Source organism: Candidatus Nitrosopumilus sp. (assembly GCF_965263415.1).
In the GTDB taxonomy this organism is placed as follows: Archaea; Thermoproteota; Nitrososphaeria; order Nitrososphaerales; family Nitrosopumilaceae; genus Nitrosopumilus.
This window is the reverse complement of record NZ_OZ253671.1, coordinates 1,102,282-1,122,248: the sequence shown is the minus strand read 5'-3', so window position 1 is coordinate 1,122,248 and position 19,967 is coordinate 1,102,282. Positions and strand designations below refer to the sequence as shown.

The 19,967-nt window shown below is 33.4% G+C and carries 23 protein-coding genes; 9 read left to right on the top strand and 14 right to left on the bottom strand.

Annotated features, from left to right (window positions below; all coding sequences use genetic code 11):
* Positions 1-39: 39 nt before the first annotated feature.
* From ACQY22_RS07090 to ACQY22_RS07080, 3 genes are all read right to left on the bottom strand, one after another.
* Positions 40-2,013 (bottom strand): fibronectin type III domain-containing protein, encoded by a 1,974-nt coding sequence (locus tag ACQY22_RS07090; protein ID WP_428324001.1) that lies wholly within the window; start codon positions 2,011-2,013, stop codon positions 40-42.
* A 72-nt stretch (positions 2,014-2,085) separates the two neighbouring features.
* Positions 2,086-2,463 (bottom strand): hypothetical protein, encoded by a 378-nt coding sequence (locus ACQY22_RS07085; RefSeq protein ID WP_428324000.1) that lies wholly within the window; start codon positions 2,461-2,463, stop codon positions 2,086-2,088.
* 2 nt (positions 2,464-2,465) lie between these two features.
* On the bottom strand, positions 2,466-2,702 hold the full coding sequence (locus ACQY22_RS07080; protein ID WP_428323999.1) for a hypothetical protein: 237 nt from the start codon (positions 2,700-2,702) through the stop codon (positions 2,466-2,468).
* Positions 2,703-2,799: 97 nt separating this feature from the next.
* Here ACQY22_RS07080 and ACQY22_RS07075 point away from each other — a divergent pair, with 97 nt between their 5' ends.
* The 5 genes from ACQY22_RS07075 to ACQY22_RS07055 all read left to right on the top strand — a co-directional run bounded on the left by ACQY22_RS07075 (position 2,800) and on the right by ACQY22_RS07055 (position 7,359).
* Positions 2,800-4,566 carry an SDR family NAD(P)-dependent oxidoreductase gene (locus ACQY22_RS07075; protein WP_428323998.1) on the top strand — a complete coding sequence of 589 codons (1,767 nt, stop codon included), beginning with the start codon at positions 2,800-2,802 and terminating at the stop codon, positions 4,564-4,566.
* Positions 4,567-4,568: 2 nt separating this feature from the next.
* Positions 4,569-5,018, top strand: a complete 450-nt coding sequence (locus ACQY22_RS07070; RefSeq protein WP_428323997.1) for a hypothetical protein — start codon at positions 4,569-4,571, stop codon at positions 5,016-5,018.
* A gap of 79 nt (positions 5,019-5,097) precedes the next feature.
* Positions 5,098-5,475 carry a response regulator gene (locus tag ACQY22_RS07065; protein WP_428323996.1) on the top strand — a complete coding sequence of 126 codons (378 nt, stop codon included), beginning with the start codon at positions 5,098-5,100 and terminating at the stop codon, positions 5,473-5,475.
* A gap of 3 nt (positions 5,476-5,478) precedes the next feature.
* A complete protein-coding gene (locus ACQY22_RS07060; RefSeq protein ID WP_428323995.1) occupies positions 5,479-7,071 on the top strand; it encodes a PAS domain S-box protein in 1,593 nt (530 codons plus the stop codon).
* Positions 7,072-7,215: 144 nt separating this feature from the next.
* Positions 7,216-7,359, top strand: a complete 144-nt coding sequence (locus ACQY22_RS07055) for a hypothetical protein (protein ID WP_428323994.1) — start codon at positions 7,216-7,218, stop codon at positions 7,357-7,359.
* Between the two features lie 67 nt (positions 7,360-7,426).
* Here the strand turns inward: ACQY22_RS07055 and ACQY22_RS07050 are convergent, their stop codons facing one another.
* From ACQY22_RS07050 to ACQY22_RS07010, 9 genes are all read right to left on the bottom strand, one after another.
* The gene (locus tag ACQY22_RS07050; protein WP_428323993.1) at positions 7,427-7,687 is read right to left on the bottom strand and encodes a hypothetical protein; all 261 of its coding nucleotides are present in this window, start codon (positions 7,685-7,687) and stop codon (positions 7,427-7,429) included.
* A 27-nt stretch (positions 7,688-7,714) separates the two neighbouring features.
* The gene (locus tag ACQY22_RS07045; protein ID WP_428323992.1) at positions 7,715-7,858 is read right to left on the bottom strand and encodes a hypothetical protein; all 144 of its coding nucleotides are present in this window, start codon (positions 7,856-7,858) and stop codon (positions 7,715-7,717) included.
* A 95-nt stretch (positions 7,859-7,953) separates the two neighbouring features.
* A complete protein-coding gene (locus ACQY22_RS07040; protein WP_428323991.1) occupies positions 7,954-9,699 on the bottom strand; it encodes a mechanosensitive ion channel family protein in 1,746 nt (581 codons plus the stop codon).
* A 76-nt stretch (positions 9,700-9,775) separates the two neighbouring features.
* On the bottom strand, positions 9,776-10,060 hold the full coding sequence (locus ACQY22_RS07035) for a hypothetical protein (RefSeq protein ID WP_428323990.1): 285 nt from the start codon (positions 10,058-10,060) through the stop codon (positions 9,776-9,778).
* Between the two features lie 179 nt (positions 10,061-10,239).
* Positions 10,240-11,544, bottom strand: a complete 1,305-nt coding sequence (locus ACQY22_RS07030) for a hypothetical protein (RefSeq protein ID WP_428323989.1) — start codon at positions 11,542-11,544, stop codon at positions 10,240-10,242.
* Positions 11,545-11,588: 44 nt separating this feature from the next.
* Positions 11,589-12,320, bottom strand: a complete 732-nt coding sequence (locus ACQY22_RS07025) for a plastocyanin (RefSeq protein WP_428323988.1) — start codon at positions 12,318-12,320, stop codon at positions 11,589-11,591.
* Between the two features lie 135 nt (positions 12,321-12,455).
* Positions 12,456-13,025, bottom strand: a complete 570-nt coding sequence (locus ACQY22_RS07020; RefSeq protein ID WP_428323987.1) for a hypothetical protein — start codon at positions 13,023-13,025, stop codon at positions 12,456-12,458.
* 100 nt (positions 13,026-13,125) lie between these two features.
* Positions 13,126-14,172, bottom strand: coding sequence for a hypothetical protein (locus tag ACQY22_RS07015; protein WP_428323986.1), 1,047 nt, complete (start codon positions 14,170-14,172; stop codon positions 13,126-13,128).
* 38 nt (positions 14,173-14,210) lie between these two features.
* Positions 14,211-15,521 (bottom strand): hypothetical protein, encoded by a 1,311-nt coding sequence (locus tag ACQY22_RS07010; RefSeq protein WP_428323985.1) that lies wholly within the window; start codon positions 15,519-15,521, stop codon positions 14,211-14,213.
* Between the two features lie 159 nt (positions 15,522-15,680).
* Here ACQY22_RS07010 and ACQY22_RS07005 point away from each other — a divergent pair, with 159 nt between their 5' ends.
* The 3 genes from ACQY22_RS07005 to ACQY22_RS06995 all read left to right on the top strand — a co-directional run bounded on the left by ACQY22_RS07005 (position 15,681) and on the right by ACQY22_RS06995 (position 17,624).
* On the top strand, positions 15,681-15,827 hold the full coding sequence (locus ACQY22_RS07005; RefSeq protein ID WP_428323984.1) for a hypothetical protein: 147 nt from the start codon (positions 15,681-15,683) through the stop codon (positions 15,825-15,827).
* Between the two features lie 126 nt (positions 15,828-15,953).
* Positions 15,954-16,430, top strand: a complete 477-nt coding sequence (locus ACQY22_RS07000) for a hypothetical protein (protein WP_428323983.1) — start codon at positions 15,954-15,956, stop codon at positions 16,428-16,430.
* Positions 16,431-17,492: 1,062 nt separating this feature from the next.
* On the top strand, positions 17,493-17,624 hold the full coding sequence (locus tag ACQY22_RS06995; protein ID WP_428323982.1) for a hypothetical protein: 132 nt from the start codon (positions 17,493-17,495) through the stop codon (positions 17,622-17,624).
* A gap of 506 nt (positions 17,625-18,130) precedes the next feature.
* Here the strand turns inward: ACQY22_RS06995 and ACQY22_RS06990 are convergent.
* Positions 18,131-18,568: a universal stress protein gene (locus ACQY22_RS06990; protein WP_428323981.1), complete on the bottom strand. Its 438-nt coding sequence runs from the start codon at positions 18,566-18,568 to the stop codon at positions 18,131-18,133.
* 136 nt (positions 18,569-18,704) lie between these two features.
* On the opposite strand from ACQY22_RS06990, the gene ACQY22_RS06985 reads away from it, so the two are divergent.
* Positions 18,705-19,142: a hypothetical protein gene (locus ACQY22_RS06985; protein ID WP_428323980.1), complete on the top strand. Its 438-nt coding sequence runs from the start codon at positions 18,705-18,707 to the stop codon at positions 19,140-19,142.
* Here the strand turns inward: ACQY22_RS06985 and ACQY22_RS06980 are convergent.
* A complete protein-coding gene (locus ACQY22_RS06980; protein ID WP_428323979.1) occupies positions 19,135-19,929 on the bottom strand; it encodes a helix-turn-helix transcriptional regulator in 795 nt (264 codons plus the stop codon). The two genes, ACQY22_RS06985 and ACQY22_RS06980, sit on opposite strands and share 8 nt — an antisense overlap.
* Between the last annotated feature and the right edge of the window lie 38 nt (positions 19,930-19,967).

The window sequence follows — 19,967 nt, the reverse complement described above, 5'->3', positions numbered from 1 at the left end:
AAACAAATCAAAAAAATGCTCTATCTTATTTTTTAGAAATTAGTTTACGGGTTTGTCAGATACTAGAAAAGATAATTGTGCCACCTGTTCACCACGATATTCTGTGATTATTTCATAGGTTCCTTCCAACCAATGTTTGTTAAGGACTACAGGTAGTGAATAAAATCCATCGTTATTTACAATAGCAGTCATGGATTTTGTGATTTTATCGGGATGAATAATTGTGATTTTAACAGTATTTGATGCAGATAATTCTTGAATATGTCCAGAGACATTCATGTGTAGATCCTTTGATGAAGTGACAAACACATCGTTATTTTCAATGATTAATGAACCACCTGAAGTAGATTTTACAAGTAGTGCCGGTTGAGATTCATCAAAACTAATCTCAGGCTTTTCTAAATCTGCACCATATACAACTACAGAGCCAGTGGCCCAAGGATGAAGTGCACAATAATAATCATAGATTCCTTTGTAAGGAAATTCATGTTGTACTGTTTGACCAGGAAACAAGATGTATCCAAATCTATTATCATTATTATCAATAGACCCACTGGTTACCGTGTGTGTAAAAGAATCAGTATTGAACCAAGTTACAATTCCTCCTTCCAAAATTTCTGCATGTGATGGAGTAAAACAAGAATCATCCATTTTACATGTAGGGTTTGACGTACCATGAGTGATTTCAACTTCTGCAGTAAGATTAATCTCATCAATATGTTCAGAATTTGATTGAGGATTTGAGATTTCCCAAATATCATCAACTTGAACAAATGAAGGGATTCTAGATTCATGCCACGATTGTAATAAAATACCAGACGAGGTCATAGGTTCTTGAAACATCAAATCAAGATTAATCCACAACCATTCATCTTCATAAGAAGTAGATACGTCAACATACTTGAAAATACCATTAGGATCTTTGATGTCAAGAGGTTTTCCTTTATCAAAAATAATTTCAACATCACTATTTTGCATAGTTATCGGAGTTGCAGAGTTTGTGTATAATGATAGATGTTCAATTTTTGAACTTGCAAAGAAATCCCACAATCGAATTTGGAGTTGAATTGGTTGATTTGGTTCTGCAAAGAATTTAGGAGTTAAAGTTTTTTTAGAAAAATCATAGTAAATTCCTGTTTTTTTATATGCACCCATTTCTTTGTAATTTTTAAAATCGGTTTCATCTGAAAATTCACTATATGGGAAATACTGATCAAATGGAAGATTAAGTGGCGCATCATATTCTTTGATATCACCATCATCACCAATGTGGGATATGAATTTGTAAAAACCAATTCCTTGAATTTGAGGAGGAGATCTTATACTTGATGTGCCTGTAGATGTAATAACAGGCATAGAAGGTGTTTCAGAAATAATATTGGATGCGCTGCTTGTTCCCTGAGAATTAACTGCAAATACTCTGAAATAATATTCTGTGTCAGTTGTCAAACCAGTAACAACAGCACTAGTTTCAATACTAAGTCCATCATCATACTCAGTCCAATTGTTTCCATCATCACTATACTCTATGATATAATCAATGATAGGAAAACCTCCATCATATGGAGCAGTCCATGCAAGAGTAACTTCGCAACAAGTTGGAGAACCTTGTAAATTTAGAGGAGGTGAAGGAACCCCAAGTTCCAATGTTGTTGCAGATGCAGTAGCGGATGCAGTTCCAATTCCAACTACATTAATTGCAGCAACTTTGTAACGATATCTTGTGTCAGGATCTAAACCTTGATCAGAGTATGTTGTGCTAGTGTTGCCAGTATCAGCAATGTAAATCTCCCAAGGGTTTGATGCTTGTCTTCGTTCTATCTGGTATCCAGTTATTGGGGACTCTCCATCGTATGGTTCATTCCAAGACAAGTCAATCTGAGTTGGGCTAATTGCATCTGCTGAGAGTCCTGTTACTCTGTCTGGTTCAGTTTGGGCAAATGCATTTTCACTTAACACAAATGAAAATAGTATAACTAATGAAAAAAACAAAAAAAGTCTTTTTTTATTCATATTCATTGTGAAAATTGAATGCATAAAAGGATGAATTTAATTTTTGAGTTTGATGATTATTACTAAATAGAATTAGATTGATTTAATGTGGCCAGCAATACGGTCATAAATATCAAAAAGATCTTTTGTGATTCCAAATGCCAAGTGGTTATTCCATTTGCTGCGAATTCTAACTGCGTTCTCAGTAGGCTCAACATAGATGGTTGCGTCTTTAACTGATTGTTGTGCAATCATCTCATTTAATTCAGAATCTTGGTTTAGTTTTTCAGCAAGAGCACCAGGACCATTCCAACTTACACTCTCAACAGTTTTTGCTGCAAAATGACCTTTGGTTTTAAGTTGTGTTTTTGCAACAAAATTACCAACACCTCTACCAGAGTCTTTTCTTACAATAAAGTGTGCTTGATATCTATCTAGTGCGCCCCAAGGAATTGGATTTGGATCTTGCATTTTTACCCCTTTTGAATAATTTGAATTACGTCGATGTTAGAGTTCTTGACATCAAGACATCCTCTATTTGTTATCATTCTTGCTGTGTGAGCAAAATATCTACTGTAATAATCACCTTGTTCAACATCATCGGTTCCAATATCTTTGGATTCAGAATCTATACCGATCTCCTTTAACATACTACTAAATTTTTCAGGCCATGTCTGATAGACAAATGTATCTGGCTCTGTATCATGCATTAAAAATCATGAATCGTACCCACAAATAAAGATATCAAGAAAAATGTTCTAGAGATCAATCCAAATAAATATCACAAAAGATTTGAGAATTCTATCTATGTTAAAATTCCAAGACAAAGTCGCACTAGTAACAGGAAGCGGAACAGGTATTGGAAAAGCCATTGCAACAAAATTTGTAGAAAAGGGTGCAAGTGTGATTATACTAGGTAGAAGAAAAGAGCCACTCCAAGAAGCCGCAGCAGAACTTGAGGGAAAAATCCCACAAGGAGTAAATGCAACAGTCAAAATTTTTGCAGGAGTAGATGTGGCAGATGAAACAGCAATGAATGAAATGTTTAACACTATAAAAAATGAAGGAACAAATGTAGATTACATAATTAACAATGCAGGAGTATCAGGTCCTGTAACATGTTTTGCAAACTCACCATTAGATGAATTCAAAAGTACAATTGGAATTCATCTAACAGGAACATTTTGGGGGTCAGTCCAAGCTCTAAAAGTAATGAAAGAAGGGGGAAAAATTATTACAATTTCAACATTCTTTACTGAAGAAAGACCACTGGAGCAAAGACCTTACAGATTCAGAAGCCCATACACTGCATCACAAGGTGCAAAGAACAGACTAGCTGAATGTATGTCATGGGAATTAACTGAAAAAGGAATCATATCAATTGCAACAAATCCAGGTCCAGTTCATTCAGATAGAATTTACAAGACAGTTTATCCAAAAGCAGCCGCTGAATTTATGAGAGTAAGTGGCTTTGAAGACTTGACACCAGTTCAAGTCGAAGAAGCAAAAGATGATTTGTTAGAATGTATTCAAGCAGATGGAATAGACAAAGATGGAATTGCCAAGACTGCAGAAAAGCTAGCAAATGGAAGAGATGTTGCAAAACTAACTGAGACATTTACAAATCTATTAACCAAAATTCAAACAATAGCTGAAAAAGTTCAAAACAATACATCACATATGATTGCAAACAGAGAATTTTTGTCACAATCCCAAGTTGCAGAATCAGTTCTAAACTTGTGTGATGATGAAATTGCAAAGATTCTCAATGGTAAAGTTATTCCAGGAGACAGAGTATTTTATCCAGTAAAACCTCACATTGGAACTACAACACCAGGAGTTCATCAACCAGACTTTACAGGAAAAGCAGTAGTCTTTACTATTGATGGAACATACAAAACAGATGCAGAAAGAGTAGAATTTTTGGCAAGCCATGTTGAGAAAAACGGCGGTAAAGTTGCATGTTTCATTTCACAATCAACACCTCAAGAAATTCAAGATTCTATTAGTGGAAAATTCCATTCCCATGTGGTAGATATCAAAAATCCTGAAGAGGTAGAAAGATGGCTAAATACTGCCAAGACAAACATTGGTGAGATTTTAGCAGTAGTTCATGTTACAGGAAAACTACCAGAAGTAGGAAACTTTACTGAATTAACAAGGGCAGGATGGGAAGAATTAGTTGCAAAATTCATTTCAACTCCAGCAACAGTAGCCCAAAGAGCATTAGAACAATTTGTTCCAGGAGGAGGAAAAGACCCAAGATTATTCAAAGATACAACAGGTTCAATTATGATAATTGGTCCAGACTTGCCAGTTGGAAGAAAAGTTACAGGAACACAAAGAGCACAAGTGGAAGTTTTCAGAGGAGCACTAAGACCATTTACAACTACAGTTAATCAAGAACTAAGTGATGTGTTAAAATCTAAAATCAGAATGTTAACTGTATTCCCAGGTTCTGTAACAGGAATAGAGCCAGACAATCAAAAAATTGCTGATGCATTTAATTTCCTAGTATCAGAAAATGCAGCTTCATCAGCAGAAGTAACTTTCTGTGTTGATGAATCAAGATAGGAATGAAAAAATTTTCAGAGTTTAGAGTAGGTGATGCATTTCACTCCACATGTAGCATTTCAGAAAAAGAATTAGAAGAATATCTAAATTTTTCAAGAGTTAGAAACGCATTCTTGGAAGACAAACAGAAGGGAGAGCAAATTGTTTCAGGACGAGCAATCTTATCTAGAATGGAAGGGGAATTTACAAGACTAAGTCAGATTTATGGAAATCACATTATTTTTCTTGGAACAGATGGGGATCCAGAATGGAAGAATAGAAACACACGATTTCTCAAACCATTATACACAGATCAGGTTTTGAAATTAAAATTCACAATATCACAAGTAGAAGATATGGATGAGGAATTTGGAAAAATAGCAGTAGATTATGAAGGTACAGATAACGATGGAGAGGCAATAGTTCTTTCTAAAAGAAATATCTACAGAATCAAGAAAGAACCTCCAAGATAAAACAATATTTGATTCAAATACAACATACGTAAATGATCATATTCCTTTAAATAGTCTTAAGGTAAGATGTCCTTAAGGTATGAGGATTTTACACATAGATGATAATGCAACTTTCACAGAAGTACTATCAAAATTATTGGAACTGCATGACCACACATGCGAGGTCTCAAATGATGGAAAAGAGGCACTGCAAATGGCTTTGGCAAACAAGTATGATGCAATAATTTTAGATTTGGACATGCCAGAATTTACTGGAAATGATTTCATCAATGAATTAGAAAGATTGAGAGTTATTTCATTGCAAAACATCATTGTTTTGACAGGATTGTTGCCTTCTGAAGAAGAAGTACAAGACATGATTAGTAAAGGAGTCAAAATATGTGTTGAAAAACCAATTTCGATTGAGAAACTAAACGACATATTGTCATCACTTACAATCAAACCTTCCACTAGTTAAGACATGAAATTATTTTATAGAAACGCAATTGTTCTTAGCACATTAAATATTGCAGTTGTACTTGTTCTTGCAGGAGTAGTTTTTGAAAGCATCAAAAATGACAAAGTAGAAAATATTTTATCTGAAAAACAATTTGAAATAGATTTCAAAGCAACAGATGTTAGAAACGTGATCCGTTCAGACACAGAACAAGTAAAATTACTGTCAATTATGCCAGAGATTCAAGGAATAGTAAAATTCACAGATTATAGTAGTTCAGGAAACTTTCAATTTGATCAAGGATTTTGGTCAGGATTATTAGAAGAAAAATTCACAGAGATTATTCAAAACAATCCAAAAATTCATCAAATTCAGATATTTGATTTGGGAGGGAATGAACTAATACATATTATTTCAGATTCTGACGAAATACACATAGAGGAGCATGAAAAATTAAGACACTCAATAGATAAAGATACTTATCAAAAAGTAGTAAAATTACAAAATAATGAAGTAGTAATATCAAGTATATCACTTAACCAATTAGATGATAAAATCGAAATTCCTAACAGACCAATTCAAGAGATAATTACACCAATTTTTCTTAGCAATGGTGAACAGTTGGGTTTTTTGAAAATTACTTATGACATGACGAGTTTTTTGCATGAAATCAGTCAAAGTGCTAGTGGAAAAATGCTAATAATTAACAATGAGGGGTATTTCCTTGATCATCCTGATAAATCAAAGATATTTGGCGACATATTAGGCACAGAAATCAATTATTTTGTAGAGCAACCAGAGTTAAAAGAAAATTTGAAAGAAATGGACAATAAATTCCACTATGATGAACAAGAAAATGAATATCGAATTTGGGAAAAAATATTTTATGACAAAAACAACACATCAAAGTTTTGGGTACTACTGTCAGTAACTACAGAAGAAGAATTATTTTTGTCAGTTGAGCAATTGAGGTCAGACGTACAAATAGTCATGATTCCCTTTTTGGCAATAACAATAGTCGTCACCATAATAATTTCAAGACATATGTCAAAACCAATCGAAGTTCTAACTGAAAAAATTCTCAAAATAAAAAAAGGAGAGAGTGGAGATTTGATCAATATCAAAGGAAATAACGAGATTTCCCAACTCGGTAATGCATTTAACAAGATGACAAAATCATTGAGTCAATCACAGCACACATTAAAAGAGTATGAGCAGGCAATGAAAAACAGTCTTGCAGATGCCAAGAAATTTTACAATCAAATAGACCAATCTACAGCAATATCAAAATTTGACATTAATGGAGACTTGACATATGTTAATGAAAAATTCTGCAAGATGACAAAATATACTAAAGAAGATTTAATTGGACAAAATCAAAAGATTCTAAGATCAGGATATCATGATGAAAGGTTTTATCGTGAAATGTGGAAAACCATTCTATCAGGAAAAGTATGGACAGGGAATTTGAAAAATAAAGCAAAAGATGGTTCGTATTTTTGGGAAAAAAAGATCATAATTCCAGATGAAAATTCTGAAAATGAGATTATTGGGTTTTTAGCAATTCAAATTGACATACAAGATCTGATGGAAAAAAGTTCAAAAGATTGGGCATGAGAATTTATAAAAAATATTTTGTGTACTAAACAATTCAAATAAATAAAATACAGAGGAGCCGACTAGTAGTCAACCATTTTAGACACTATTCCAGCCCCATTTAGGCACAAAACCATGATATAATGATGAAATGAGAATACCATAATGAGTAAAAGAGTAACTATGATGATTGAAGATGAGTTAGACAAGAAGATAAGAACAAAACAAGCAAAACTAATTCAAACTGAGCAAAGATCAGTGAGTTATTCTGAGGTCATTAATGAATTACTTGAAAAAAGTTTGAAATAATTTTTATCTCTAATTTGTTTTCTTATGCACAAGTTGGATAAAATGAAAAAGATTAGGAGTTAAAAAATTATCCTAGTCTGTATAAGTTTTTGAAGATTTCTAATGCTTTGTTGTTTTCACTAACTTTTTTGAGAGTCTTTACTGATTCTTTTTTTAGTCCATCAAAACCGCCTTTGTGTGTTTTTGGTTCGTTGTCAGTGTTTGGCATCTTTAATTTTGTTTTTTCACCGTGAGAGCTTGGAGCTGCGGCATATGCTTCTTGTAATGCTGGAACTACTGCACCTGTTACCAAGATTGCCATGATTGATAATGCAAATATTGTTTTCATTTTTTTCTTTTCACCTCCTCCTATCAGTTAAGCGTAATCCTCTCTGAAAACCCAAGACAACCCCATCAAGTCAGTCCAGTTGTAGGACGTGGTTGGAAGTGTATTTTTGGCATCACTTCCAACCATGGATGATGGTCGGGGTTTTTTGCCATGTAACATGAATTGTTTCATGAATAAAGTAACTACAAAGTTTGTATTAAGGCAGGGAGAAATTGTACAAAACTAATTTGAAATAATCCAGTTGATTTTATTCAGAATGAAATCAACTAAGGTTTAGAGATTCCAGAATCAGAGGAATTCAAATCTCCTGTTCCATATTCCTTGAGAGTTTTTTGTCGGACAGGATCAGTTCTATCCAGTTCTTGTTGTTCTTGATTTATGTCAGAATGATATTCTGTTTGTATTGGCCATGGAATTGTAATGTTATGTTTCTTGAATTCCTTGATAATCATGATTCTCATATCACTTTTTACCTTAAACTGTGAGCCATAATCTCTAACAAATACCCAAACTGCAAAATCAATTGAAGAGCTGTTAAAATTGGTAACTCGGACTCGTGGTTGATCCAAGTCAACTAGAATGTTTTTGTCACATCCACAGCTTGGTTGGTGTTGGTTTCTGTAGGGACATTTTTCTTGTACAATCAAATGTCGTCCTCTAACATCAGTGATTTCATTCATTGCTCTATTTCCTACTTTCATCAATACAGATGCTACTTGCTCAGGATCATTAAGATAGGAAGCTCCAACATCAACTATTGCAGGAATAAAATCAGTGTCTTTGGAGTAGTTTACAATTGTTGCTGCAATTAATTGTCTAGTTGGAATTATTGCAATAGATTCGTTTAGTCCATGTCTAATGTATGTCACTCTAGGAGTTATTGTATGGACAATTCCCACATAGTCATTATCGAGTTTGACCCTATCTCCTTCAACGAATATCTTGTCTTTTTTAATTGAAAGATATGCAAAATAGTTTTGCATTGTTTCTTGTAATGCAAATCCGATTCCAATAGCAAGACCACCACTGGCAGTAGCTACTACAACCAAGTCAACCTCCCACCAGGCTGCAATTCCTATGAGTACACCAACGAAGGTGATAAGAGGAATCATTTGTTTGAAGGATTTTGGTGTGTCCTGACCTTGACGTTCAGCCCATCCAGGAGGGCGGGCTCCAGGAACTATTGGCTCATAATTTGAAATTCTTTTTTGTTCTCTCCATAAAGATACAGTATAGATCTCTTTTGGAAATACTCCAGTACGTAAAACCTGTCCTGCCTCATTATTGCCACTAACACAATCATCAAAGTATTTTGCATATTTTTCTCTCTCAGATTTTTTCCAGATTTCAAATGCTTTTGGTTTTATTTGTTTAAAGCTTCCAATTGGAACACCTTTTGATGTGTAATAATTTTCTAGAAACTTTTTTCCTTCAACAGTCTTGAGTTTTTCCTGATATTCTTCTTCAGGCATTTCAGAAGGTCCATGTTTTGGAGGAGTCCATTCAAATAATTGGTGAAATAGATTTGCCTTATCATCTGAAAAACCCCTCTGGTGAATCCATTCCTGATAATCATATTTTTCCATCTTTTTTGCTTCATTGTTTGCAAGAATTATTGGAATAAGGTGTGCAATGGTATATCCAATTACCAAAATTACAAAAGTATCAAGAATCTTTGCAAACAATTCCCTAGGAGTAAGTTCAGTATCAGCTGTTGCAGCATCTATTGCAGTTTGTGTGTCAAATAATTCAAAGACTTGGATGTATGCAGAAACTGATACAATCAAAGCAGTTGCAAATAACGGCAGTAGAATTTTTTTTACAAATTCTGTTGCAAATGGTCTAGTATAACTAAATTTTTTAGAATCAAGAATGGATGAAACTTTTCTGTTTATCAAAACAATTGCAATTATTCCTGCAATCAAAAAGATTAATGAAATCTGAAGTTGAATGTCATTTTTTAGTAATTCACCTAAGGGTTGAATGGGTAGATTTACAATATCTTCTGCCATAAAATAAGAGATTTTTCTCTACATTTATGAGTTGTATGCGTAAAAATAGGTATTAAAAAATAAAATTGTTGCTCATTTAAGGAGTGATTCCATGAGCGTATTGGTATCGTTCTATGTATTTCTGGATTCTCGGATCAGACATTAGGTTCTTTTCAATTTGGCTGAGTGATTCAGATTTTGCAGTTTGTTTTACAAAACATGTTGTTTCACCACATTTTGCATTGATTGTTTTTTGACCATATGCCTTTGGAGATAGTTTTTCAGAAGTGTTTGCTTTGAAAGCAAAAGCTTCCTGTAGCGCAGGAGCAGTAACTCCTGTTGCCAAGATTGCCATAATAGATAGTGTAAGGATTGTTTTCATTTTTTCTTTCCACCTCCTATGATTTATCCTCAACTGTTTGAGTTTGGGTTATTTTCATAAAACAAATAAGATGAAAATCAGATATAAGATATGGATTTTTTGTCATAAAGCCACAAACAGATAATCAGTTGACTTTATTGAGAATTAAATCAAGTGGGGTTTTTTGAAAAATGACACTATCAGACTGTTAACAAAAGTCCATACAATTTTGCTCGATTCTCCAATAGATCAAGACGTAATTTTTCAATATTTTGTACTATTTCTGTGGCTTGTTCTTCACCTGCAGCATCTAGTTTCTTGGAAGTCAGTGTGTTTAGGGATTTTTTCTCAGCAGATAGTTTTGTTTGTAATTCATCAATTTGTTTTTCCACATTAGCAATTACGTCAGAGACCTGAGAATTGGTATCAATTTTAGGAGTAATGGAAGCAGGATCTAAAGCATTAATTTTTGCAACTCCAACTTGGCAGGAATCTGGAACAATCCTGTCAATCAGTTTTACAGTAGTGGAGGTAGAGTCAGATACGATTGTGATTATTGGTAATCGAACAGGTTCTTTTCCTGTACATGCCTCAAAGACCACATTGTATCTCTTAAAATCAGGATTGGTGGACTCCAGTTTTGCTACACTTTCAGTAACTGAAACAAGATTTACACTCATCCCTTCAAGAGGTTTGCCAGTGGTGGATTTTGGAATTACAATGTCAGTTGTTTTTGATGGAGGCACATACAACACCATCAAATATCTTCTAAGCTGATCCTGTAGACTCTTTAGATCTTTTTTAAGGGATGTAATGCTACTCAAATTTTCTGGGTTTGGCTCACCATCCAGCGGAATTTTTTGTTTGGCAGCAGTAATTCTTTCTTTCAAATTGGTAATCTGAGACTCTAGTGAAGAAATCTTTTCAGATATTCCTCCTTTGTTTAGCAGAGTTGCAGAGATGGAAGCAGGATCTGCTGCCTTGACAATCACAGAGCTGGTATAACAAGAATTAGCCTTTAACATACTTCCAAGCTTTACACTTTTAGTTTCACTATCAGATTCTACAAAGATTTCAGGAGTTCTAACTGCTTTTGAGTCAGCACATGCATCAAAGACATAAGCATATCCTGTAATTCCTGTAGTCATAGTTCCTTTGATGATTTTAGTTGACTGTTTGAGTGTTGCAATTGTTTTGATAGTTCCTGCGGGTTCACCTTTCTTTAATTTTTTAGCAGATATTTCTTCAACTTTATTTTCAGATAATGGATTTGACCAACCTAATTCAGCCAACCTTTCAGCAGTATTGGGTTTTACACAAGATGCATCACCAGTAGTTTTTTTGATTAACTTGACTAGACCTTCATTACAAACGACTTGATCAGGAGTAAAATTGAGCTGTGCTTGTAATCTGGGACTAATAACATCAGCAAAAGATGATGACGAAAAAGTTCCAGAAATCAAAATGACTCCTAAGAAAATTACAATAAAACTAAGAACCCTCATGATTATGTAGGTTTGTTATACCTAAAAAGGATTAATTACTGAGACTATTCTTCGTAAACTTGTAACAAAATACTAGCTTTAATGTTTGCAGGGTTGTTTGCATATAGTTGTGTCACATATGTTCTACAAGAGTTCTCTGGAATGTCTTTACTAGTACCTACTTGAATTGCTTCAATGTCTGATTTTACAAGGATTTTTGCCTTGTCAATTCTTTCATCTCCTGCACAGGCATTAAATTTCACATTATACTTTCCCTGGCCAATGTCTGTTTTAGATGTAATTGTAACTGTTGGAGTGTAAGATAGTTTTGCTCGCTCCTCTTTGATTGTTTGATTAAGTTCTAAAAATCTTTCATTGAGTTTGTCCACTCTATCCTCTCCCTGATAGTTCCATACAGAATCCTGGTATAGTTTTACACATGTATTGATGAAAGTGATATGGTCATATTTTGCAACAAATTGTAATTTTCCAACATTTTTGTATGCTTGATATAGTATAGAGCACTGGTTAATTCTTGGTTTGGTGACAATTACATTATCGGATTCAATAACAGGATCAAGTATCTCATCTTTTTCCTCCTTGTCTAAGAATATGATATTGTTGTTAATCAGATATTGCATAGAGTCCAAGAACTCTTGTTCAGAGACAGAGCCTTCACCGTACCAAAGTGCTGTATTTTTTACCCATGATGGAATAAGTGAGTCAGCAGATACAGAATAAAATCCAACTCCAACAAACATCAGAACAGGAATTAATAGTAAAAATTTACGATTCAAAGTATTACCCATTATTTTGACATATTGTTTGTATAAAAACATGGTTTTTGATAATTAAAAGAAAGTAAAGAGAAAGAATCAATCAGGCTCTGATACTGCAACAGTCATTTCATGAATGATTCAGATTTTTTGTTTTTATCTTCTTTTTCCTTCTTCAACAAAGACAAATGCAACTTTGATATTCAATTTGTCACCAGCCTTCATTAAGCTTGAAGTATCTGTGGATTGTTTTGTAGGCTTTATTTTTTTGGAGTGCATCATTTCGTGTGTGTCTTTGATGTTGTCAGCTTTTCCTTCCCAGACTTCCATATGCACATGGTGCCATTCAAATGTTCTAGTTTCATAAGATCCATTCTTTAATTTTTTAGGGCATTTTACTTTTTCAACACCTGTCCAGTCATAAACAATCTCATTTCCATTTATTGAGAAAGTGTATGGCATTGCCTGTCCTTGACAAGCCAAAACCTGTCCAGTAATCTGCACTGCTCCATCAGGTTTGACTGTAACTTTAGATGTATCAGAAAAGATTTTCCAATCACCTGTTCCTCCCATAATTGATACAGCGTCAACTGTACCAATGTTTGGAAATATCCAAGATATGGCAAATATTGCTGTTAATGCCATCAAGGAAAGGTATTTTGTGTTAATTGTTTTTTTTGCTACCTTTGATTTGTCTCCGATTTTTGAGGTTTGGTTTAGTTTCATAAAATCAATGAATGTAATTTTGGTATTAAGGCAGGAGAATTTTGCGTTAAACTTTAAGAAGATAAACTAGTTGATTTAATCCTGAATCAAATCAATTCATTTACACACGAATTATTCCATTTGCAACTAGAAATTCAATTCCCTTTAGAAACTCATTTTCGTCAATCTGCCCATCGGCCCACCATTGAGATGTATTTTTAATCCATTGAGGGACTTTGGGAACGTCAGTAGAATCAGATTCCACTACAGGTACAAGCAAAATACCCTCATCTATCAAAAATGCAATGCCAGCAAGAAAGTCTGCATCAGAAATCAAACCTGATGACCACCATTTTGCATTGTTCTTTACCCAATTGGGAACTTTTTCAAAGAAAAATTCAGGGAATCCCAACACCTCATAGATTGACTGGGTTGGGAATTGAGAGTCAAACCAGTCTCTATAAACTTCTTCTTTGTAGTATCTGTCAACATAGTACCATGGAGGATTGCTGTTGTCAGGGAATCCCTCAATGTGAGTTATAGGATAACTGACTATCTCAGATAGTGAGCGCCCAGGAAAGGTCTTCTTGAACCAGTCCTTGTATTCAGGATCATTTGCATATCTATCCAGATAGTAATTTGGAGATTTAGCAGGATCAGGGAATCCTTTTACCCATAATTTTGGATCTTCTGGAGGAATTTCATTGTTTGATTTTGTGGATTTTGTAGGGGTTTTGGTTTCTTTAGTGGACTCAGTAGATTCTGTTTCAGTGTTAGGTTTTGTTTCAGTGCTAATATTTGGTGCAGGTTCTGTTGCAGATTCTTTTTCAAACTGGAATGTCTTTTCGTAAACTTGTTCATTGTAGACAATCTTTATTGTGTAACTGCCAGATGCACTCCATTTTGTTCCTTGAGTTTTGTATGATTTTGAAAAAGTTCCATCATTTTGAGGTAAGAATTGATCAATCATTACAATGTCTGATTTTGAGGGGTTAAGAATTTGTAGGCCTATAAAATGACCTTCAGCATATGAAAGGTTTCCTGTAACTATCATAGTATCACCTAGAATGTATTTTGTTTTATCAACTGAAATTGTTTCAGCAAATACAGATAATGAAAACAGACCAAGCGACAACATAAAGACAATCAATACAAGATAATGTTTCATTTTAGATTCGATTGTGTTTGGGGTTGATTTCTAATAAACTAGCTAGAATCTTTTTGATCAAGTCCTATATTTTTGAGGAACTTGTTTGTCTCACCTAGCGCATGTTTTTTGATCTTCAATCTATCTTCTTTTTTGATAGACTTTGATGCCAAGTGAAGCATTTCATCCATTAGATGAACTCCTCCTACAGCCCCTTTCTTAAGACCTAATTGATACAACATTGGAAGTTTTGAGATATTTGAAGTCACTTCCATCTTAATTTCAGGAATACCAGGGGATTTTTTATCAGGAGTCTCAATTTCAGTAAATTTATCAACTACTTTGGATAGTAAAACCTCAAGATTCTCGCCCAAATTACGCTCAAGTTTGGTGTTTTTCTCCTTTCTTGCCATCATCACAATTCTTTTTATTTTTAGAAGAGCCTGATTAGATTCCACAGAATCAAAGTCATTTGCGGAAAGATCCAATCCAAAGTCTTGCATAAATGCTGATGCGATGTAAGATACTGCCTCTTTTCTACATGATGCCTTTGTTGTTCCAAATGGACAGTTATCACAATTTGTAGTAAAGTATCTTGCTCCTCTTTGACCAAAGCTTGAAAGGGTGATTTTATCTTGATCACGTAGTTTGCTGATTGTTCTTGAGACTAGTCCTTCATCAAGTAATAGTGCTTGAGATATTTCTTGGTTAGAGTAAGAACCCTCATCAATTAACTCCAATATCTCTTGTTCAAGTTCTCCTGGAGAACGTCTTGATGGTTCTTCAATTGCATCAGCCAAATAATGAGAAACTAATTTGTCTCCAGAATCATGATTTATGACAAAAGTCTTTCCATCATATGTTGCATCTAGACCCGATAATGTTTCAGCTTTGATTATTTTTGCAAGAATCTTATCTAGATTTTTTATCTTAAAATCTTGTAGTAAATCATTTAGATTTTGTTTTGAGATTCTTGTTTTTCCAGTTGCAAAAATATGATATAATGCCCATCGTGTTTTTCGTTCATCACTTCTTTCAATTAATCGTAATAGTTTGCAGAAATTATCTATTCTTGTCCATTTTATATCAGAGAGTTCATCTTTTGTATTTTTAACAAATAGTGTTCTATCCAAATTCTTTGAAAATTCTTCAAACTGTTTTGTAATTTCAGATTTTTTGAGTTTGGATGCTTGTTTTATTTTTGTACTCTTTGGAATTAAGTCTAGAAAATCATCTTTGAGAATAGTACTATCATCTCTTAGGGCTTTTGTATCATATCGTAAAAATTCAAAGAACCCAAGGGAATTATCCAAGATTGAAGAGGGAGAAAAGACTCGTAATCCATTAAGATTTGGATTAGATAGTCCCATACAGGTACAAAGTGGTTTGACTATTTATGCGTGCTAAGACAACTAGATGACTATTTTTACGCTTAGAATAACTGGTTTGATTAAAACAGAATTTAGACAAAAATATTCTGCCTTAATACCAAAATTTGACTTTCTCCTTTCATGAGCACAACTCTAATAATGTCTCGTAACGAGACAAGGCAACTCGAGCCACAAAAGAATCTGGTTGAAAGCATACCAGTAAAAGAAAGCATAAAACTTTCAGCAAATACAGAACCAACTAGAACAGTAGTTCTTACTTGGGAAGACTTGAGAGGTGTTTTCTAAATGAATACTCCTAATGATAATTTGTTTTACCAAGTAATGGATGTAGTTCAAAGCCGCTTCAAAAAGAAGAGAATAGCATTGCAGTTTGATGAGGAATTGCTAGAGAGTTTCAAATAGGTGAAAAATTTGAAAACAAAATTAACAACAATAATTGCATCTTTCACCATTGCAAGTCTATTATTTTCTGTATACCAACCAGGAAATGCAATAACATACTATGGTCATGATGGTTCAGTAGAAGAATATGTCACAAAAACCAAGGCAGAGCCATACAAAGGAAAACAAGGATACTGGGTTTACCTAGTCAAGGTATGTGCAGATGATTATAATTTGGGAGTAGCAGCAGTAACTCTCAAGTCAGATATTGATCAAAAGGATTTGGGAGTAAACAAGAGTATCAAGAAAGGAGATTGTTCTCACTTTGGGGCAGTAATGAAAGCAAAAGACGGTAACACGTTAGGGGCAGAGCTAATTGAAAGACATGAAGCATTAGAAAAATACAATGAGATTCTCAACAAGATGTCAGGAAAAAGCATTAAAGAGAAAAAAGATCTTAGAAAAGAACTCTACTCTTACAGAGTAATGTTAGGAGGATTGGTGTAGAATGGAATCATCCCCTTCTTTTTACTTAGATAGTTCTAAGAGGAGGTGCAAGGTTGGGTAGAAGGAAGAAAAAACTATTTGATGACGAACCCTTTGAATGGTAAATTCCTGGTTAGCTGCCAGACCTCTTCTTTTTTTTAGGATTTAGAATTTTAGTTGTTTTTACTAAATACAGTGTTTACAGTGACCTTTACAATGTTGAAATGAAGGCAAGACCATATTTTACACCCGATACGCTTGAAATTTCCAAAAGTTCGGGATATAGTCACATTCTTTTTGTGTAGATGATAGATGATGAACAATTTTCAAATTCGTATCTCCCAAGTAGCATACGTATCATCAGATTATTGCAGATATTGTTATCTCATCAAACAGTTTTTCGGCTGTTTTGAATCACATTTGTTGCAATCAGAAATTCTCCAAGATATGGTATTGTCACAGTTTCCACAAATCAATTACTTTTTTCCTCAAAAAATCTGTGACACAACATACATTCACGCCTATTCTTCAATCCAGGCATCCTAACTGATGCAAAATGAGTACAGTTATCTTGATTGATCAGAGTCAAAACATCCACACCATCCCGTGGTATTCTATCCAGTTCTTAGAGCAATCTTGACAGTGTCCAATTGTATCTGATTGAGACCAAAAAAGAAAGCTGTCTAGTGATCCACAATATGGACATTCTACATAGATAAAGCTATTATCATGATGATATCTAAGATTGTGATTTTTTCTAGAATTTTGGTTTTTACGCAAAACTTTGGTTTGTGACGAAGTTTGTTTCATACCATATCAAATGTATTCGTGAATATAATCAAGGAATTTTTTGAGTAAAATTCAGAAGTGGGTAACTAGTTGATTTCATTCAGAACCAAGTCAAACAGAAACTACCTTAATTTACAATAATTATTTGTTAAAAAAATGAATAAAACTTCCATAAAATCTACCCAAGAACAAAGATTTGAAAATACATGTAAGTATTGTTTTAAAAAATTCTCTAATCGTGCAAGTAACTATTGTTCTTTAGAATGTGCATGTATTGCTTTAGGTGCATAAAAAATGGATTTTAATAGATGTTTGTGTTGTGGAAGAAGAACTATTGAAAGAGATATTACATATTGTTCATATCAATGTGAGCTTATTGCATCAGTTACAAAAAAGAAGTTTTACAATAAAAAAGATCTAAGATGATTTTAAAAAATAAATCATTCATACAGTTTAAATTTATAAGAATAAAGTATCATTTGCCGTCACAAGGTTTGTAGGTAAAACCTAGTTGGTGAAATACCATACGGAAAGAAAAACCTTCAGAAATTATAAAAAAAGTTCTTACAGGATAACAATATAGGAAGGAAGTTAAATTAAAAATTAACCAAATGGGAGTAGGAAGCTGTAAAAGTATTTGCAATAAATTTCAATGGTTACCTAAAAAATCAGCATATAATTTAGGAGGGTGTCATTGCAGAAATTGTGGCTACTATTACAAAGAAAAATTTACCAGGTGTCCATGTTGTAATGGTAAAGTACGTCATTCAACTAGGTCAAACAAAAATAAAAAAGAATCAGAAATAATTCGCATGTAGAAATATTGCAAAAAACATAGTAGAATTAATCTTCGTAAAATTTTGTAGGTTTCCCAAATCTTTTACTACAAATCTCACACGGATCATCTAAGTGGCATTCAGGAAGATAACAGCTCATTGCACCCTCAACATAGAACAGTTGATATTTTTTGAAATTTTATCAACAACACTTTGGTGAATCTCAGTAGTGTTGATTTCTTTTGAAGGGCTCATAACTACCAAGTCAACATCACTATTGTTTGCATAGTCTATGATGTGTTGGTGAGGATCGTCATCTATTTTTTTGAGTTTAGTTGTTACATTTGCACCATATTTTTTTGCAATGTTTCTGAATTTTGAAGTCTTGTTTTCAGCAGAATTCACATCCTTTGCTGCATCAACCCTGTCTTGTTTTGTCTTAAAGAAGACAAATTTTGGAAGTTTTTTTTCTACACATTGCAACACAGTAATTTTTCCTCCTAAATTACCTGCAATTTTTGATGCAGCTTTTATTGAGTCAAGTCCGTTCTTAGAACCATCATATGGCACTAGAATGTGCTTAAAATCAGTCATGAATTATGTCATTTTGCAATACTAATTACTTCTCATAAGCTAATCAGCTTAATATCAAGAGATTAGCTAATGGTTTCTTTTAGGATCTAAAAACAATAAGATATTGTAAACAAGAATTATTTTCCACATTAGAATTATGAATATAAAAAAACCTAAAATCAAAATTGGACACAACTTACGTGTACCTAAAAGAAAGAAAACTAAATTGAATCCACTAGAAGTCAGAAAAAAGAATCTATCCAAACTTCATGGAACTGTAAAAACTAGAAAAAAATTGCAAAAAACAAACAAGAACAAATCACATAACAAAAAAAATTCACTGTTAATAGAAAAAATAAAAATGCAAAAACAAATTCAACAAAAAGATTCTGAGGAGTTAAAAAAGAATATTAAAAAACTACAGACTTTGATTATTTCTTTTTCTGGACTAGAGCAATTATCAGAAAAATCAATTAAAAATATTCAAGAAAGACGTCTAAAAATTTGTGCAGAAAATCAAGATGTTGTAAAAAGAATTAATCATTCTGTAAAGAAATTAGCAGGATATGAATCAAAGTACAAAAACACTAGTTAGATTTTGTTCTCATTGCCTTTGATTTTTTCCATATATAATCAAAGTAATCAATACACCATTCATGAAATGCTGAATCTTTACTGTAAAACATATGTTTAAGATCAGGTTCATTTGTTGTAGATGGAAATATCACAGCTGATTCTTTTTCATTAAGTAATACAATTGTACTGACTGTTTTGGTAGTTTTTCGTTGAATCTTTCCCTTTTGGACCAGTTTGTAATAGCCAGTTTTTTTGAGGATTTCTTCTCTATTTTCAGGCTCTATTAGATTATTAGATACGATATGCCTGTATTCTATACCATTCTGGATTCTAGATACAAGGGGTTTGATCATTCCAGGTGGGGATTCAGATACAATATCTGCTATGTAACTATCAGCATTTTTGTAAATTGATGTCCATTTTTCAAGTACTTTGGTAACTCCTCGAATATGCTCAGATGCACCCAATACACCTAATCTCTTTGTAAATTTTGATGGAATTAATTGCAGATTATGATTTTCAAAAAATTTCTTATTTTTTGTAAGAAATTTTACAAGAGACATTTGAGATAGCATGATTTTTCCCTGAGTAGTGATTTCGTATTTGTCATGCATTCCTTTTTTTGTGAAATTAGACTTTGATAACCGGTCAAGATTTCTATGAACTTCTTGAGCAGTAACATCAAGTTTCGTTGCAAGTTGGGTAACACCAAAAGATTTGATGGTCAAGTTATGAAGTATTTTTAATCGTTGTTCACTTGCAAGCTCTAAAAAATAACCTGCTGTATTTTCAAAATCATCAGTCAATAAACGAGTTTCATATTGTATACTATTTAGTTATGTTG

What these genes read in the sequence shown, in the direction of transcription:
- ACQY22_RS06985 (WP_428323980.1), top strand. Translation starts at nt 18,705, where the DNA reads ATGAATATAAAAAAACCTAAAATCAAAATTGGACACAACTTACGTGTA.
- ACQY22_RS06995 (WP_428323982.1), top strand. Translation starts at nt 17,493, where the DNA reads ATGGATTTTAATAGATGTTTGTGTTGTGGAAGAAGAACTATTGAAAGA.
- ACQY22_RS07045 (WP_428323992.1), bottom strand. Translation starts at nt 7,858, where the DNA reads ATGAAACAATTCATGTTACATGGCAAAAAACCCCGACCATCATCCATG.
- ACQY22_RS07030 (WP_428323989.1), bottom strand. Translation starts at nt 11,544, where the DNA reads ATGAGGGTTCTTAGTTTTATTGTAATTTTCTTAGGAGTCATTTTGATT.
- ACQY22_RS07085 (WP_428324000.1), bottom strand. Translation starts at nt 2,463, where the DNA reads ATGCAAGATCCAAATCCAATTCCTTGGGGCGCACTAGATAGATATCAA.
- ACQY22_RS07040 (WP_428323991.1), bottom strand. Translation starts at nt 9,699, where the DNA reads ATGGCAGAAGATATTGTAAATCTACCCATTCAACCCTTAGGTGAATTA.
- ACQY22_RS07010 (WP_428323985.1), bottom strand. Translation starts at nt 15,521, where the DNA reads ATGGGACTATCTAATCCAAATCTTAATGGATTACGAGTCTTTTCTCCC.
- ACQY22_RS07065 (WP_428323996.1), top strand. Translation starts at nt 5,098, where the DNA reads ATGAGGATTTTACACATAGATGATAATGCAACTTTCACAGAAGTACTA.
- ACQY22_RS07090 (WP_428324001.1), bottom strand. Translation starts at nt 2,013, where the DNA reads ATGAATAAAAAAAGACTTTTTTTGTTTTTTTCATTAGTTATACTATTT.
- ACQY22_RS06990 (WP_428323981.1), bottom strand. Translation starts at nt 18,568, where the DNA reads ATGACTGATTTTAAGCACATTCTAGTGCCATATGATGGTTCTAAGAAC.
- ACQY22_RS07080 (WP_428323999.1), bottom strand. Translation starts at nt 2,702, where the DNA reads ATGCATGATACAGAGCCAGATACATTTGTCTATCAGACATGGCCTGAA.
- ACQY22_RS07050 (WP_428323993.1), bottom strand. Translation starts at nt 7,687, where the DNA reads ATGAAAACAATATTTGCATTATCAATCATGGCAATCTTGGTAACAGGT.
- ACQY22_RS07060 (WP_428323995.1), top strand. Translation starts at nt 5,479, where the DNA reads ATGAAATTATTTTATAGAAACGCAATTGTTCTTAGCACATTAAATATT.
- ACQY22_RS07075 (WP_428323998.1), top strand. Translation starts at nt 2,800, where the DNA reads ATGTTAAAATTCCAAGACAAAGTCGCACTAGTAACAGGAAGCGGAACA.
- ACQY22_RS07070 (WP_428323997.1), top strand. Translation starts at nt 4,569, where the DNA reads ATGAAAAAATTTTCAGAGTTTAGAGTAGGTGATGCATTTCACTCCACA.
- ACQY22_RS07020 (WP_428323987.1), bottom strand. Translation starts at nt 13,025, where the DNA reads ATGAAACTAAACCAAACCTCAAAAATCGGAGACAAATCAAAGGTAGCA.
- ACQY22_RS07035 (WP_428323990.1), bottom strand. Translation starts at nt 10,060, where the DNA reads ATGAAAACAATCCTTACACTATCTATTATGGCAATCTTGGCAACAGGA.
- ACQY22_RS07015 (WP_428323986.1), bottom strand. Translation starts at nt 14,172, where the DNA reads ATGAAACATTATCTTGTATTGATTGTCTTTATGTTGTCGCTTGGTCTG.
- ACQY22_RS07055 (WP_428323994.1), top strand. Translation starts at nt 7,216, where the DNA reads ATGAGTAAAAGAGTAACTATGATGATTGAAGATGAGTTAGACAAGAAG.
- ACQY22_RS07005 (WP_428323984.1), top strand. Translation starts at nt 15,681, where the DNA reads ATGTCTCGTAACGAGACAAGGCAACTCGAGCCACAAAAGAATCTGGTT.